The sequence below is a fragment of the Streptomyces sp. NPDC048331 genome (assembly GCF_043201215.1).
GTDB lineage: Bacteria > Actinomycetota > Actinomycetes > Streptomycetales > Streptomycetaceae > Streptomyces.
Genome location: NZ_JBICYT010000005.1, coordinates 161,141 through 175,967 on the forward strand (window position 1 = coordinate 161,141; position 14,827 = coordinate 175,967).

11 protein-coding genes and 1 pseudogene are annotated in these 14,827 nt (G+C 72.3%); 4 read left to right on the forward strand and 8 right to left on the reverse strand.

What is annotated here, in order from left to right; all coding sequences use genetic code 11:
* Positions 1-105: 105 nt before the first annotated feature.
* Both dnaJ and hrcA read right to left on the reverse strand, forming a co-directional pair.
* Positions 106-1,245, reverse strand: a complete 1,140-nt coding sequence (dnaJ, locus tag ACGFYY_RS10770) for a molecular chaperone DnaJ (RefSeq protein WP_030010180.1) — start codon at positions 1,243-1,245, stop codon at positions 106-108.
* A complete protein-coding gene (hrcA, locus tag ACGFYY_RS10775; protein WP_030715666.1) occupies positions 1,246-2,262 on the reverse strand; it encodes a heat-inducible transcriptional repressor HrcA in 1,017 nt (338 codons plus the stop codon). It lies immediately after the preceding gene.
* Positions 2,263-2,410: 148 nt separating this feature from the next.
* On the opposite strand from hrcA, the gene ACGFYY_RS10780 reads away from it, so the two are divergent.
* Positions 2,411-3,136 carry an MBL fold metallo-hydrolase gene (locus tag ACGFYY_RS10780; RefSeq protein WP_365277911.1) on the forward strand — a complete coding sequence of 242 codons (726 nt, stop codon included), beginning with the start codon at positions 2,411-2,413 and terminating at the stop codon, positions 3,134-3,136.
* A 28-nt stretch (positions 3,137-3,164) separates the two neighbouring features.
* Positions 3,165-3,962, forward strand: coding sequence for a DUF3097 domain-containing protein (locus tag ACGFYY_RS10785; protein ID WP_393708232.1), 798 nt, complete (start codon positions 3,165-3,167; stop codon positions 3,960-3,962).
* A gap of 108 nt (positions 3,963-4,070) precedes the next feature.
* On the opposite strand, the gene hemW is transcribed toward ACGFYY_RS10785, so the two are convergent.
* The 3 genes from hemW to lepA form a co-directional block, all read right to left on the reverse strand.
* A complete protein-coding gene (gene hemW / locus ACGFYY_RS10790) occupies positions 4,071-5,303 on the reverse strand; it encodes a radical SAM family heme chaperone HemW (protein ID WP_365277916.1) in 1,233 nt (410 codons plus the stop codon).
* 91 nt (positions 5,304-5,394) lie between these two features.
* Entirely contained in the window at positions 5,395-7,287 is a 1,893-nt protein-coding gene (locus ACGFYY_RS10795; protein ID WP_393708235.1) for an AMP-dependent synthetase/ligase, read from the reverse strand.
* 236 nt (positions 7,288-7,523) lie between these two features.
* Entirely contained in the window at positions 7,524-9,389 is a 1,866-nt protein-coding gene (gene lepA / locus ACGFYY_RS10800) for a translation elongation factor 4 (protein WP_365277922.1), read from the reverse strand.
* Between the two features lie 255 nt (positions 9,390-9,644).
* On the opposite strand from lepA, the gene rpsT reads away from it, so the two are divergent.
* The gene (gene rpsT / locus ACGFYY_RS10805; protein ID WP_030010251.1) at positions 9,645-9,911 is read left to right on the forward strand and encodes a 30S ribosomal protein S20; all 267 of its coding nucleotides are present in this window, start codon (positions 9,645-9,647) and stop codon (positions 9,909-9,911) included.
* A 262-nt stretch (positions 9,912-10,173) separates the two neighbouring features.
* On the opposite strand, the gene holA is transcribed toward rpsT, so the two are convergent.
* A complete protein-coding gene (gene holA, locus ACGFYY_RS10810; protein ID WP_365277924.1) occupies positions 10,174-11,169 on the reverse strand; it encodes a DNA polymerase III subunit delta in 996 nt (331 codons plus the stop codon).
* A gap of 61 nt (positions 11,170-11,230) precedes the next feature.
* Here holA and ACGFYY_RS10815 point away from each other — a divergent pair, with 61 nt between their 5' ends.
* A complete protein-coding gene (locus ACGFYY_RS10815) occupies positions 11,231-11,473 on the forward strand; it encodes a hypothetical protein (protein ID WP_033224017.1) in 243 nt (80 codons plus the stop codon).
* Between the two features lie 20 nt (positions 11,474-11,493).
* Here ACGFYY_RS10815 and ACGFYY_RS10820 read toward each other — a convergent pair whose 3' ends face one another.
* Together ACGFYY_RS10820 and ACGFYY_RS10825 are read right to left on the reverse strand one after the other, a co-directional pair.
* Positions 11,494-12,375, reverse strand: a complete 882-nt coding sequence (locus ACGFYY_RS10820) for a YceI family protein (RefSeq protein ID WP_393708239.1) — start codon at positions 12,373-12,375, stop codon at positions 11,494-11,496.
* A 136-nt stretch (positions 12,376-12,511) separates the two neighbouring features.
* Positions 12,512-14,737 (reverse strand): annotated as a pseudogene (locus ACGFYY_RS10825) (ComEC/Rec2 family competence protein); the annotation flags it as partial.
* Between the last annotated feature and the right edge of the window lie 90 nt (positions 14,738-14,827).

Sequence of the window (14,827 nt, forward strand, 5' to 3'; positions counted from 1 at the left end):
TGGCATAGTCCGCTTCCCGACCGGCCGGGAGCCGCCGTCCGCCTCGTGCGACGAGCCCGGCCGGGGAATCCCCAGGCCGGGCTCGTGACGGTGGTGCGCGGTCGATCAGCGACCGTTGAAAGCGTCCTTCAGCCGGCTGAACAGCCCCTGCTGACCCGGCGCGAACTGACCCATCGGCCGCTCCTCGCCGCGCAGCTTCGCCAGCTGGCGGAGCAGGTCCTCCTGCTGGGCGTCCAGCTTGCCCGGGGTGGTGACCTCGACGTGCACGATCAGGTCGCCGCGCCCGCCACCGCGCAGGTGGGTGACGCCGCGCCCGTGCAGCGGGATCGCCTGGCCGGACCCGGTGCCGGGCCGGATGTCGATCTCCTCCAGCCCGTCCAACGTCTCCAGCGGACACTTGGTGCCCAACGCGGCCGCGGTCATCGGGATGGTGACCGTGCAGTGCAGGTCGTCCCCGCGCCGCTGGAAGGTCGGGTGCGCCAGCTCGTGGATCTCCACGTACAGGTCGCCGGCCGGGCCGCCGCCGGGGCCGACCTCGCCCTCGCCCGCGAGCTGGATCCGGGTGCCGTTCTCGACACCCGCCGGGATCTTGACCGTGAGACTGCGACGGGAGCGGACCCGGCCGTCGCCCGCGCACTCGTGGCACGGGGTCGGGACCACGGTGCCGAAGCCCTGGCACTGCGGGCAGGGGCGCGAGGTCATGACCTGGCCCAGGAAGGACCGGGTGACCTGCGAGACCTCACCGCGGCCGCGGCACATGTCACACGTCTGCGCCGAGGTGCCGGGAGCGGCGCCCTCACCGGAGCAGGTGTTGCAGACGACGGCCGTGTCGACCTGGATGTCCTTGGTGGTCCCGAAGGCCGCCTCGTCCAGCTCCAGGTCCAGGCGGATCATCGCGTCCTGGCCGCGCCGGGTCCGCGAGCGCGGGCCGCGCTGCGAGGCCTGGCCGAAGAAGGCGTCCATGATGTCGGAGAAGTTGCCGAAGCCACCCGCTCCGAAGCCGCCCGCGCCGCCGCCACCGCCCGAGGAGGACAGCGGGTCGCCACCCAGGTCGTAGACCTGCTTCTTCTGCGGGTCCGAGAGGACCTCGTAGGCGGCGTTGATCTCCTTGAAACGCTCTTGCGTCTTGGGATCAGGGTTCACATCCGGGTGCAGCTCGCGTGCAAGCCGCCGGAATGCCTTCTTGATCTCGTCCTGCGATGCGTCGCGGCGCACGCCGAGAACGGCGTAGTAGTCCGTGGCCACTTACGACTCCGCCAGGATCTGTCCGACGTAACGTGCCACTGCGCGTACCGCTCCCATCGTTCCGGGGTAGTCCATGCGGGTCGGTCCGACCACGCCGAGTTTGGCGACTGCTTCGCCGCCCGAACCGTAACCGACCGAGACGACCGACGTGGAGTTCAGTCCCTCGTAGGCGTTCTCGTGCCCGATCCGTACGGCCATTCCCGACTCGTTGGCCTCGCCCAGCAGCTTGAGGAGCACGACCTGCTCCTCCAGCGCTTCGAGCACCGGCCTGATCGTCAGGGGAAAATCGTGTCCGAAGCGGGTGAGATTGGCGGTTCCGCCGATCATCAGCCGTTCTTCGGCTTCCTCGACCAGGGTTTCGAGGAGTGTCGCGAGCACGGTGGAGACGGTGCCGCGGTCCTCGGCCTCGAAGGATTCGGGGAGGTCCTGGACGAGCGGGGGCACATCGGTGAAGCGGCGCCCGACGACCCGGCTGTTGAGCCGGGCCCGCAGGTCCGCGAGCGAGGTCTCCCCGAAGGGGCTCGGGCAGTCGATGAGTCGCTGCTCGACCCGCCCGGTGTCCGTGATCAGTACGAGCATCAGGCGCGCGGGAGCGAGCGAGAGCAGCTCCACGTGCCGGACGGTCGACCGGGTCAGGCTCGGGTACTGGACGACGGCGACCTGCCGGGTGAGCTGCGCGAGCAGCCGCACCGTACGGCCGACCACGTCGTCGAGGTCGACGGCGCCGTCGAGGAAGTTCTGGATGGCCCGGCGCTCGGGCGACGACAGCGGTTTGACCCCCGCCAGCTTGTCGACGAAGAGGCGGTAGCCCTTGTCGGTGGGGATCCGGCCGGCGCTGGTGTGGGGCTGGGCGATGTACCCCTCCTCCTCCAGCACGGCCATGTCGTTGCGCACGGTGGCGGGCGAGACGCCGAGCCGGTGCCGCTCCGTGAGCGCCTTGGAGCCGACCGGCTCCTCCGTCCCGACGTAGTCCTGGACGATGGCGCGCAGCACTTCGAGTCTGCGTTCGCTGAGCATCGCGCGCACACCTCCAGCTGTGGTCCGTTGCCGTGTTCTGCCGTGTTTGTTGGCACTCTGATCGTTCGAGTGCCAGAGAGCCCCCGCTCAGTGTACGGCCGGGCGGTAAGCCCCTGGCAAGGGAGGCCCGCCAGGGTAGCGTCGCCGTATGGACGTGCGTTGGGAAGAGTCCGGCTGGGAACGGCTGACCGGACGGGTCGGCCGGCGGCGACTGCCGGTGTGGGACTGCACCGTGGGGCTGGTGGTGGGCCAGGATTCGGTGCTTCTGATCGACCCCGGTTCGTGTGTGCGCGAGGGCGTGCGGGTACGGGCCGAGGCGGAGCGGCTGACGGGCCGGCGCGTGACCCATATCGCATTCACGCACGGTCATTTCGATCACGTGCTGGGCGGAGCCGCCTTCGCCGGGGCCGAGGTGTTCGGGGCGGTCGGGCTGGCCGCGCTGCTGTCGACGGGTCGTGAGGAACTGCGCGAGGACGCGGTACGGCACGGGCTCGCGGCGGCGGAGGCGGCGGAGGCCGTGGACCTGCTGGTGCCGCCCCGGCACGAGGTATCGGGCGAGTGGACGCTGGAACTGGGCGGCGTACAGGTGCTGCTGGCCAATGTGGGGCCCGGACACACCGGGCACGACCTGGCCGTCTTCGTGCCGGGCGAGCGCGAGGTCGTCTTCTGCGGGGACCTGGTCGAGGAGTCGGGCGAGCCCTCGGTGGGCCCGGACGCCGTCGTGGGGCAGTGGCCCGCCGCCCTGGACCGGCTGCTGTCGTGGGGCGGGGACGACGCACTGTACGTGCCCGGTCACGGAGCGGTGGTCGGGGCGGAGTTCGTCCGTGCCCAACGCGCCACACTGGCGGCCCGTTGCGGCGTGTCGGAGGCGTGACGCGCGCGGCTCTCCTACCCTCGGCCGGATGCGCGAGTACTCCCCCGACCTGACCCCGCAGTGGAAGCGACCCAAGGCCGTGCCGGAGGTGGCGGCGGATCCGGACCTGGTGGTCGAGGTGGCGGGTACGGACTTCTGCGGCGCGGTGGTGGCCTGCGAGGCGGGCACGGTGACCCTGGAGGACCGCTTCGGCAAGCGGCGGGTGTTCCCGATGGAGCCGCGCGGGTTCCTGCTGGACGGCGCGGTGGTCACCCTGGTCCGTCCGTCCCGGGGCCCGGCGGCACCGGCCCGTACGGCCTCGGGGTCGATCGCCGTTCCCGGCGCGCGGGCGCGGGTGGCGCGGGCGGGCCGGATCTACGTGGAGGGCCGGCACGACGCCGAACTGGTGGAACGGGTCTGGGGCGACGACCTGCGGATCGAGGGCGTGGTGGTGGAGTACCTGGAGGGCATCGACGACCTCCCGGCGATCGTCGCCGACTTCGCCCCGGCCCCGGACGCCCGCCTCGGCATCCTGGTGGACCACCTCGTCCCGGGCTCGAAGGAGTCCCGCATCGCGGCGTCGGTGACCTCGCCGGACGTCCTGATCGTGGGCCACCCGTACGTGGACGTCTGGCAGGCGGTGAAACCGTCCGCGCTGGGCATCCCGGCGTGGCCGGTCGTCCCGCCCGGCCAGGACTGGAAGACGGGCATCTGCAGGGCCCTGGGCTGGCCGGAGAACACGGGCGCCGCCTGGCAGCACATCCTGTCCCGGGTGAGCTCCTACAAGGACCTGGAACCGACCCTCCTGGGCTCGGTGGAACACCTCATCGACCACGTCACGGCATAATGGCCGCGCCATTTCCAGCCCCGCCGGCGCTCGAGGCGATCCCCCAGCCCCGCCGGCGCTCGAGGCGCGGGGGTCCGGGGGCAGCGCCCCCGGCAACGGCGCCGCGGGCTAGTCCACCAGGTCCCGCACCACCGCGTCGGCCAGCAACCGCCCGCGCAGCGTCAGCACGGCCCGCCCGCCCTCGTACGGCCCCGGCTCCAGCAGCCCGTCCGCGAGGGCCTTGCGGGAGGCCGTGAGCCCGGCCGGAGCCAGCAGGGACAGCGGCACCCCGTCCACCAGCCGGAGCTCCAGCAGGATCCGCTCCACCCGCCGGTCCTCCTCCGACAGGAGCTCCCGTCCCGCCCCGGGCGACCGCCCCTCCGCCAGCGCCGCGGCATACGCGCCCGGGTGCTTCACGTTCCACCACCGCACCCCGCCCACGTGCGAGTGCGCGCCCGGCCCCGCGCCCCACCAGTCGGCGCCGCGCCAGTACAGCTCGTTGTGCAGGCAGCGCCCGGCCTCCGAGGTGGCCCAGTTCGAGACCTCGTACCAGGAGTACCCGGCCTCGGCCATGACCGAGTCCGCGATCAGGTACCGGTCGGCGTGGACGTCGTCGTCCGTCATCGGGACCTCGCCCCGGCGGATCCGCCGCGCCAGCTGCGTGCCCTCCTCCACGATCAGCGCGTAGGCGCTGATGTGGTCCGGTCCGGCCCCCAGCGCCGCCGAGAGCGTCGCCCGCCAGTCCTCGTCCGACTCTCCGGGGGTCCCGTAGATCAGGTCGAGGTTGACGTGCTCGAAGCCGGCCGCCCGCGCCTCCGCGACGCACGCCTCGGGGCGCCCCGGCGTATGGGTGCGGTCGAGCACCTTCAGGACGTGCTGCTTGGCGCTCTGCATGCCGAAGGAGACCCGGTTGAAGCCCCCCTCGCGCAGCTCGGCCAGGTACCGCGGGTCCACCGACTCCGGATTGGCCTCGGTGGTGATCTCGGCGTCGTCGGCCAGACCGAACTCGTCCCGGATCGCCGCGAGCATGCGGACGAGGTCGGCGGCGGGCAGCAGCGTGGGCGTGCCGCCGCCGACGAAGACGGTCCGGACCTGGCGCGGGTCGTCGCCGAGCACCTTCCGCGCCAGCCGGACCTCGTCGATCAGGGTGTCGGCGTAGTTCTCCCGGGAGGCGAGCACACCGCCGGTGCCCCGCAGCTCGGTGGCCGTGTAGGTGTTGAAGTCGCAGTACCCGCAGCGCGTGGCGCAGTAGGGGACGTGCAGGTAGAAACCGAGCGGCCGCTCCCCGGCGCCCGCCAGGGCGTGCGACGGCAGCGAGCCGTCTTCGGGCATGGGTTCACCGTCGGGGAGTGCGGAAGGCATACCCCCATCATCCCGCACCGGCGCACACCCCGGCCCCGCCGGCGTCGACGGGGCGGTCGACCACCCCGCCCCGCCGGGCCCGCGGCAGGCGTCACGCCTCGCGGGAGCCCTCGTACATCTCCTCGATCAGGTGCTTGAACTCACGCTCGACCACCGGCCGCTTCAGCTTCAGGCTGGGCGTGAGGTCGCCGTGCTCGACGTCGAGGTCGCGCGGCAGCACCCGGAACTTCTTGATCGTCTGCCAGCGCTGCAGGCCCTCGTTCAGGGTCTGCACGTACGTCTCGATCAGGCGGTTGGTCTCCGGCGCGGCCAGGACCTGCTGGTACGTCTTGCCCTCCAGCCCGTTCTCGGCCGCCCAGGTCAGGATGGAGGGCTCGTCGAGGGCGATCAGCGCGGAGCAGAAGTTCCGGTCGGCGCCGTGCACGACGATCGTCGACACGTACGGGCAGATGGCCTTGAACTGGCCCTCGATCTCGGCCGGGGCGACGTACTTGCCGCCCGAGGTCTTGATCAGGTCCTTCTTGCGGTCGGTGATGCGCAGGTAGCCGTCGGGCGAGAGCTCGCCGATGTCGCCCGTGTGCAGCCAGCCGTCGGACTCGAGGACCTCGGCGGTCTTGTCCGGCTGCCGGTGGTAGCCCTGCATGATGCCGGGGCCGCGCAGCAGGACCTCGCCGTCGTCGGCGATGCGTACCTCGGTGCCGGGGAGCGGCTTGCCGACCGTGCCGGTGCGGTAGGCCTCGCCCGGGTTGACGAAGGAGGCGGCGCTGGACTCGGTCAGGCCGTAGCCCTCCAGGATGTGGACACCCGCGCCGGAGAAGAAGAAGCCGATCTCGGGGGCCAGGGCGGAGGCGCCGGAGACGGCGGCCCGCAGCTTCCCGCCGAAGGCCTCGCGGAGCTTGGAGTAGACGAGCGCGTCGGCGATCTTGTGCTTCGTGGTGAGGCCGAAGGGGGCGGTCGCCTGCCCGGTGCGGCGGTAGTTGTCCTGCGTGACCTTGGCGTACTCGCGGGCGACGCCGACCGACCACTGGAAGATCTTGTACTTGGCTCCGCCGGCGGCGCGGGCCTTGGCGGCCACACCGTTGTAGACCTTCTCGAAGATGCGCGGGACGGCGGCCATGTAGGTCGGCTGCACCACCGGCAGGTTCTCGATGATCTTGTCGATCCGGCCGTCGACGGCGGTCACGTGCCCGGCCTCGATCTGCCCGGAGGTCAGCACCTTGCCGAAGACGTGGGCCAGCGGCAGCCACAGGTACTGGACGTCCTCCTTGCCGATCAGCCCGGTGGCGACCATGGCCTTCGCCAGGTAGGACCAGTTGTCGTGCAGCAGCCGCACGCCCTTGGGGCGGCCGGTGGTGCCGGAGGTGTAGATCAGGGTGGCGAGCTGGTCGGAGGTGATCCCCGCGATCCGCTCGTCGACCGCCTCGGGGTGCTTGGCGAGGTACTCCTTGCCGCGCGCCTCCAGCTCCGCGAGGGAGAGCACCCAGCCTTCGGGGTCGCCCTCGGCGGCGACCGCGTCGGCGGCCTCCAGCACCACGACGTGGGCGAGGTTCGGCAGGTCGGCGCGGCGCTCGCGCGCCTTCGCCACCTGCGCCGCGTCCTCGGCGATGAGCACCCGGCTGTCGGAGTCGGCGAGGATGAACGCCGACTCGTCCGCGTTGGTGCTGGGGTAGATCGTGGTGACCGCGCCGCCGGCGCACATGACGCCGAGGTCGGAGAGGATCCAGTCGACCCGGGTGTTGGAGGCGAGCGCGACGCGCTGCTCCGTTTCCAGGCCGAGGGAGATCAGCCCGGCGGCGATGGCGAAGACCCGCTCGGCCGCCTGGCCCCAGCTGAGTGACTTCCAGTCGTCGGCGCCGCCCGGGCCGCCGGCCGCCGGTACCGGGTACCGGTAGGCCTCGTCGTTCGGCGTCGCTGCGACGCGCTCAAGGAAGAGCACCGCCACGGTCGGCGGGCGGTTCTCGAGATAGGTCTGTGTGTCGCTCACGACATCCTCCGGACCGATCCACGCGGTAGTGCGTGGGCGTGGGGCGCTGGGGGGCGCTGGGGACTGGCGGGTTTAGCAGCCTTTGACTTTTTAAACTGGCGAGTAACCGTCGAGCAGTGATCAGACTAGAGCGCGACCGCCGCGCGCGTAAGAGCCCGCGAGCGGCCGCTTCATAACGAAACAGGCCCCCGCACCGGAGTGCGGGGGCCTGTGTGTGTCGGGTGACGGCGGGACTACTACTTCTTCTTGCCGCCGGACTCGTCACTGGAGAGGACGGCGATGAAGGCCTCCTGCGGGACCTCGACCGAGCCGACCATCTTCATCCGCTTCTTGCCTTCCTTCTGCTTCTCCAGCAGCTTCCGCTTACGGGAGATGTCACCGCCGTAGCACTTGGCGAGGACGTCCTTGCGGATGGCGCGGATGGTCTCGCGGGCGATGACGCGGGAGCCGATCGCGGCCTGGATCGGCACCTCGAAGGCCTGCCGGGGGATGAGCTCGCGCAGCTTGGCGACGAGGCGCACGCCGTAGGCGTAGGCGGCGTCCTTGTGCGTGACGGCGGAGAAGGCGTCGACCTTGTCGCCGTGCAGCAGGATGTCGACCTTGACCAGGCTGCCGGACTGCTCGCCCGTGGGTTCGTAGTCCAGGGAGGCGTAACCGCGCGTCTTGGACTTCAGCTGGTCGAAGAAGTCGAAGACGATCTCCGCGAGCGGCAGGGTGTAGCGGATCTCGACCCGGTCCTCGGAGAGGTAGTCCATGCCGAGGAGGGTGCCGCGACGCTGCTGGCACAGCTCCATGATCGCGCCGATGAACTCGGTGGGCGCGAGCACGGTGGCCTTGACGACCGGCTCGAAGACGTCCGAGATCTTGCCCTCGGGGAACTCGCTCGGGTTGGTGACGGTGACTTCCTTGCCGTCCTCCATGACCACCCGGTAGACCACGTTGGGCGCGGTGGCGATCAGGTCGAGGCCGAACTCGCGCTCCAGGCGCTCACGGACCACGTCCAGGTGGAGCAGGCCGAGGAAGCCGACGCGGAAGCCGAAGCCGAGCGCCGCCGAGGTCTCCGGTTCGTAGACCAGCGCGGCGTCGTTGAGCTGGAGCTTGTCCAGGGCCTCGCGCAGGTCCGGGTAGTCGGAGCCGTCGAGCGGGTACAGGCCCGAGAAGACCATCGGCCGCGGGTCCTTGTAGCCGCCGAGCGCCTCGGTGGCACCGTTGTTCAGGCTGGTGATGGTGTCACCGACCTTGGACTGACGGACGTCCTTCACGCCGGTGATGATGTAGCCCACCTCGCCGACGCCGATGCCGTCGGAGGGGGTCATCTCCGGGGAGGAGACACCGATCTCCAGCAGTTCGTGGGTGGCGCCGGTGGACATCATCCGGATGCGCTCGCGCTTGTTGAGCTGCCCGTCGACCACACGGACGTACGTGACGACGCCACGGTACGAGTCGTAGACCGAGTCGAAGATCATGGCGCGGGCCGGGGCGTCCTTGACGCCGACCGGGGCCGGAACCGTGGCGACGACCTTGTCGAGCAGCGCCTCGACGCCGAGACCGGTCTTCGCCGAGACGCGCAGCACGTCCTCGGGCTGGCAGCCGATCAGGTTCGCCAGTTCCTCGGCGAACTTCTCCGGCTGGGCGGCCGGCAGGTCGATCTTGTTCAGGACGGGGACGATCGCGAGGTCGTTCTCCATCGCCAGGTACAGGTTGGCGAGGGTCTGCGCCTCGATGCCCTGGGCGGCGTCCACCAGGAGGACGGTGCCCTCGCACGCGGCGAGGGAGCGCGAGACCTCGTAGGTGAAGTCGACGTGCCCGGGGGTGTCGATCATGTTGAGGATGTGGGTGTTGCCCTGGCCCTCGCCCGTGGTGGGCGCCCAGGGCAGCCGGACCGCCTGGGACTTGATCGTGATGCCGCGCTCACGCTCGATGTCCATGCGGTCGAGGTACTGGGCGCGCATCTGCCGCTGGTCGACCACACCGGTGATCTGGAGCATCCGGTCGGCAAGGGTCGACTTGCCGTGGTCGATGTGCGCGATGATGCAGAAGTTGCGGATCAGCGCCGAGTCGGTACGGCTCGGCTCGGGCACGTGGCTGGGGATCGCGGGCACGCAGTGTCCTGATTCTCGGTCGCAGTCGGAAGCGTTTGCGGAGCGTCGGTCGGAGCGAAAGTCCGGCTCCCGTCGCCGTCGGCGGCGCGATGTCGGATCTGTACGCAGACTCCCATGGTCCCATGGACGGGGCAGTGCGCTCGGTTTGGGCCGCCCCTAGCGTGCCTGGTAGCCTGGGCAGCTGTGTCTCGTATGCCCTCTCAGCTGTCGAGGCACAATCCGAAGATCAAACTCTGAACCTGAAAAGGCTCTTTCGTGGCGAACATCAAGTCCCAGATCAAGCGGAACAAGACGAACGAGAAGGCGCGCCTGCGCAACAAGGCCGTCAAGTCCTCGCTCAAGACCGCGATCCGCAAGGCCCGCGAGGCCGTCCTCGCCGGTGACGTCGAGAAGGCCACCGTGGCTTCTCGCGCTGCCGCGCGTGCGCTCGACAAGGCTGTCTCGAAGGGTGTCATCCACAAGAACGCCGCCGCCAACAAGAAGTCGGCGCTGGCCACCAAGGTTGCCTCCCTGCAGGGCTGAAGCTCCCTGATGTGATCGCCGGAAGGGACCCAGTGGGCCCTCTCTCCCGCTCCTGACCGGCACCCCGCTCCGCACACGAAGCGTTCGCCACGCGGGTGCGGCGCAACCAGAAGTGCCGAAGGCCCCGACCACCACCCTTCCCCAGGGTGAGGGTCGGGGCCTTCGTGCTGCCCGGCGGGGTCTCGGCGGTCGGCCGCGAGGGCGGCCGGCAGCCTCATGACACACCGCTACCAGGGGTGACCGTCGCCACCGCCGTACGGCGTCACTGCCTGCGCTGGGGGCGGGCCGCGCGCGCCACCGCGACGACGGCCTTCTCCAGGGCGTACTCGGGGTCGTCGCCGCCGCCCTTGACCCCGGCGTCGGCGTCGGCCACGGCGCGCAGGGCGTCCGAGACCGCGTCCGCCGACCAGCCCCGCATCTGCTGGCGGACCCGGTCGATCTTCCACGGGGGCATGCCCAGGTCCCGGGCGAGGTCGCCGGGGCGGGCCCCGCGGGGGGCCGAGGCGAGCTTGCCGATCGCACGGACCGCCTGGGCCAGGGCGCTGGTGATCAGGACCGGTGCCACCCCGGTGGACAGGGACCAGCGCAGGGCCTCCAGGGCCTCGGCCGCCCGGCCCTCGACCGCCCGGTCGGCGACCGTGAAGCTGGAGGCCTCGGCCCGGCCCGTGTAGTAGCGGGCGACGACGGCCTCGTCGATGGTGCCTTCCACGTCGGCGCACAGCTGCGCGGCGGCGCTCGCCAGCTCCCGCAGGTCGCTGCCGATGGCGTCCACCAGGTTCTGGCAGGCCTCCGGGGTCGCCGACCGGCCCAACGCGCGGAATTCGCCCCGCACGAACGACAGCCGGTCCGCCGCCTTCGTCATCTTCGGGCAGGCGATCTCCCGCGCGCCCGCCTTGCGGGCCGCGTCCAGCAGGCCCTTGCCCTTGACCCCGCCCGCGTGCAGGAGGACCAGGATGATCTCCTCGTAGGGCGCGGCGAGGTAGGCCTTGACCTCCTTGACCGAGTCCGCGGACAGGTCCTGCGCGCCCCGCACGACGAGCACCTTGCGCTCGGAGAAGAGCGAGGGGCTCGTCAGCTCGGCGAGCGTGCCGGGCTGGAGCTGCTCGGAGGCGAGGTCGCGGACGTCCGTGTCGGCGTCGGCGGCGCGGGCGGCCGCCACCACCTCGCGCACGGCACGGTCGAGCAGCAGCTCCTCCTGCCCCACGGCGAGGGTGAGCGGGGCAAGCGGATCGTCGGTGGAATTCTTCCTGGTGGCCATCGGCTCCAGCATCCCACGCCGCACCGACAGCGCTCCGCCCCGCGTGCCCGAGAATGGTCGCGTGAATGTGCGACATGTACTCGTCCTGCCCGACCGTGACGCCGCCGAGGAGGTGGCCCAGGAGGCCGTCGACCGCTTCGGCCTCCCGGAGGAACCGCAGTTGGTCCGCGACGCGCTGGCCGGCGAGGACGACGCCGAGGACGCCCAGTGGCTGGTGGTCGTCGAGGACCCGCAGGAACGGCTCGACACCGGCACGCTGGACGACCTCGCCGCCGAGTACGAGGGTTGGCTGGAAGCCCCGTAGGGGGTTCGGCAGCCCTCGCGTCAGGCCTTGCGCACGGCCTGGACGTCCAGGGTCACGTCCACGCTCGACCCGATGGCCGCGATCCCGTGCGCCAGCATCGACTGCCAGTTGAGGGTGAAGTCCTCGCGGTGCAGTTCGGCGGTGGCCCGGCAGGCCGCCCGGAGCTCCCCCTCCATGCCGGTGCCCAGGCCCAGGTACTGGGTGTCCAGGGTCACGGACCGGCTCACCCCGTGAAGGGTCAGCGCCCCGGCGACGGCCCAGCCGCTGCCGCTGCGGTGGATGAACCGCTCGCTGTAGAACTCCACCGTCGGGTGGCGGACCGCGTCCAGGAAGTCCCCCGACCTCAGGTGGTCGTCGCGCAGGCGTACCCCGGTGTCGATGCTCGCCGCGTCGATGATCACGTGCATGGAGGAGTCCTCCATGCGCTCGGCTATCCGTACCGCCCCGGCGAACGTGGTGAACCGGCCGCGGATCCGGGCCAGACCGATGTGGCGGGCGGTGAAGCCGATGGACGAGTGCGTCGGGTCGAGCTCCCAGTGGCCGGGCTGCGGCAGCAGCGGCGGCTCCACCGTGTCGAGGATGACCTCCGCGGTGCCGGGCTGCCCCGGGTCCCCCACGATCGTGACCCCGTGGAACGGCGCGTACCCCTCCGCGGTCACCGAGAGTCGGTACTCCCCCTCCGGTACGGCCACGGCGAAGCCGCCGTACGGGTCGGTCTCGCCGCTGACGATGCGTCGGCCGATCGGGTCGGTCACCTCGAACGTGGCCTGCCGGACGGGCCGGTGAACCGTGTCGAGAACCCGGCAGCTGAGCAGACGCGCCGTCGGCGGCAGCGTCAGAGTCGCGGTGGTGGGCGGGCTGGAGTTTCCGGTCGTCTCCATCCCCCGTCTGCGACCGAACATGGCTGATGCACCCCCGTGCTGTGTGGACTTGGACCGTTCTGGCGAAGACGCATTCGATCATGCTGTCGGGTTGTGGGCAAACAGAGTGGTCGCGCCCGGTATGGCCGCGCCGATCCCGCCGCCGCCTGGCCGGAAATGACCGTAGCCGAACTCCGCTCCCGGCCACGGCGATCGAGCCGTCGAGATCGGTCCGCAGCACGGTCGCACCCAGCTCCCGGAGGCGGGCGAGCGTACGCGGAGCGGGGTGTCCGTAGCGGTTGCCCACGCCGACGGGAACCAGTGCGAGCCGTGGCCGGATCCGGGCGTACAGCTCCGGGTCCTGGTGCGCGGAGCCGTGGTGGGCGACTTTGAGGACGTCCACCGGGCCGAGGTCCGGACGAGCCCTCAGGAGGGCCTGCTGCGCGTCCGGTTCGAGGTCGCCGAGCAGGAGCAGGGTCAGCCCCGCGCCGCGCACCAGCAGGGCGACGCTCGCGTCGTTGGGGCTCTCGGGCGGCGGTCCGTCCGGCGGAGGCCAGAGCACCTGCCATTCGAACGCCCCCGCCCGACGCCGCTCCCCCTGCACCGCCCGCACGATCGGCACCCCGGCGGCCGCCGCGGTCCGCCGGACGAACTCGGCCTGCCCCCGCGGCTCTTCCAGCGCGGTGGCCTGGATCACCCCCACGGACCGGCCGCGCAGCACCCCCGACAGGCCCCCGACGTGGTCGGCGTGAAAGTGCGTCAGCAGGAGCAGCGGCACCCGCCGCACCCCCAGCGCGCGCAGACAGTCGTCCACCGGTCCGGGCTCCGGGCCGGCGTCCACCACCAGGGCCTCACCAGGGCCGACGGCGAGCACGGCGGCGTCCCCCTGCCCCACGGCGCACTGGACGTAGCTCCAGTCGGGCGGCGGCCATCCGGAGAGCGTACGGGTGAGCTGCGGCGGCCGCAGTACGGCCAGGAGCAGCAGCGCCGCCAGGGCGGAACACAGCCACCCGCGCCCGCGGAACCGGGCCCCGCAGATCACGACGACGGCCAGGGTGGCGGCGGCCAGCAGGACACCGCCGGCGAGCCCGCCCGGCCACGGCAGCTCCGCGCCCGGGACCCGGGCCCCGGCCCGGGCCACGCCGGCGATCCACCCGGCCGGCACCCCCGCGCACCGGGCGAGCAGCTCCGCGGCGGGCATCCACACCGGAGCCACCGCGAGGGCGGCGAAGCCGAGGACCGTCGCGGGACCGGCCGCCAGCTCGGCCAGCAGGTTGCAGGGCACCGCCACCAGGCTGACCCGGGCGGCCAGCACGGCCACCACGGGCGCGCACACCGCCTGCGCGGCCGCGGCGGCCCCCAGCGCCTCGGCCGACCGCGGCCCCACCCCACGGCGCCGCAGGGCATCGCTCCACCGGGGAGCGAGGGTGAGCAGCGACCCGGTGGCCAGGACGGAGAGCAGGAAGCCGGGGCTGCGGGCCAGCCAGGGGTCGTAGAGCACCAGCAGCAGCACCGCGGCGCCCAGGGCCGGGATCAGGGACCTGCGCCGCCCCGTGGCGATGGCCAGCAGGGTGACCGCCCCGCAGGCAGCGGCCCGCAGCACGCTCGGCTCCGGACGGCACACCACGACGAACGCCAGCGTCAGGGCCGCCCCGCACAGGGCGGTGACCCGCAGCGAGAGTCCGAGGCGGGGAGCCAGCCCGCGCCGTTCGGCCTGCTGCGCGCGGGCCGGGGGCCCGATGAGCAGGAACAGCACCACGGTCAGGTTGGCCCCCGAGACGGCCAGCAGGTGCAGCAGGTCGGTGGCCCGGAACGCCTCGTGCAGATCGGGCGGAACCCTGGAGGTGTCCCCGACGACCAGTCCCGGCAGCAGGGCCCTGGCGTCCGGCGCGAGCCCCTCGGTGGCCTCGCGCAGCCCGGCCCGCAACCGCCCCGCCGACCGCTGGACGGCATCGGGGCCGCCGGCCACCCGGGGCGGGGTGTCACCGGCCGGGCGCAGCAGCGCCACGGCCCGCTCCCCACCCCGCGCCGGAGCCAGCCGGGCGACCACCGCCACCCGGGTGGAAGGTTGCAGCCGAGCCCATCCCGGATGCCCGGCCAGCACCCGCACCGGGGTCTCGACCCGGGTACTCGACCCGTCGGGCCCGGTCACCCGGGTCACCACCGCGTCCAGGACCACCACGGGCGGCCCGTTCCCGCCACGGGCGGCTTCCGGGTCGGAGCCGACGGTCAGTTCCACGAGGACGCGGGCGTGCTCCCGGGCCAGCCCGGCCACCGGCCCGGCCCGCGCCTCGGCCCGCTGGAGCCCCGCCACTCCCGCTCCGGCGGCCGCGCACAGCAGGGCCGCCGCCGCGGCCGGGGCGAGCCGCCACAGCGGTCCCGGACGCCGGCACGCGCCCAGCATCAGCAGGCCCGCGCAGACCATCCCCAGGCCCACCCCGAGGGCGGTCCGGCGGAGGGGCGCGTCCAGGGCGAGCGCGGCCGCCGCCCAAAC

Excerpts from the sequence above, each read along its gene's own strand:
- holA (WP_365277924.1), bottom strand. The coding sequence starts at position 11,169 with ATGGCCACCAGGAAGAATTCCACCGACGATCCGCTTGCCCCGCTCACC.
- ACGFYY_RS10785 (WP_393708232.1), top strand. The coding sequence starts at position 3,165 with ATGCGCGAGTACTCCCCCGACCTGACCCCGCAGTGGAAGCGACCCAAG.
- ACGFYY_RS10780 (WP_365277911.1), top strand. The coding sequence starts at position 2,411 with ATGGACGTGCGTTGGGAAGAGTCCGGCTGGGAACGGCTGACCGGACGG.
- ACGFYY_RS10820 (WP_393708239.1), bottom strand. The coding sequence starts at position 12,375 with ATGTTCGGTCGCAGACGGGGGATGGAGACGACCGGAAACTCCAGCCCG.
- hemW (WP_365277916.1), bottom strand. The coding sequence starts at position 5,303 with ATGCCTTCCGCACTCCCCGACGGTGAACCCATGCCCGAAGACGGCTCG.
- hrcA (WP_030715666.1), bottom strand. The coding sequence starts at position 2,262 with ATGCTCAGCGAACGCAGACTCGAAGTGCTGCGCGCCATCGTCCAGGAC.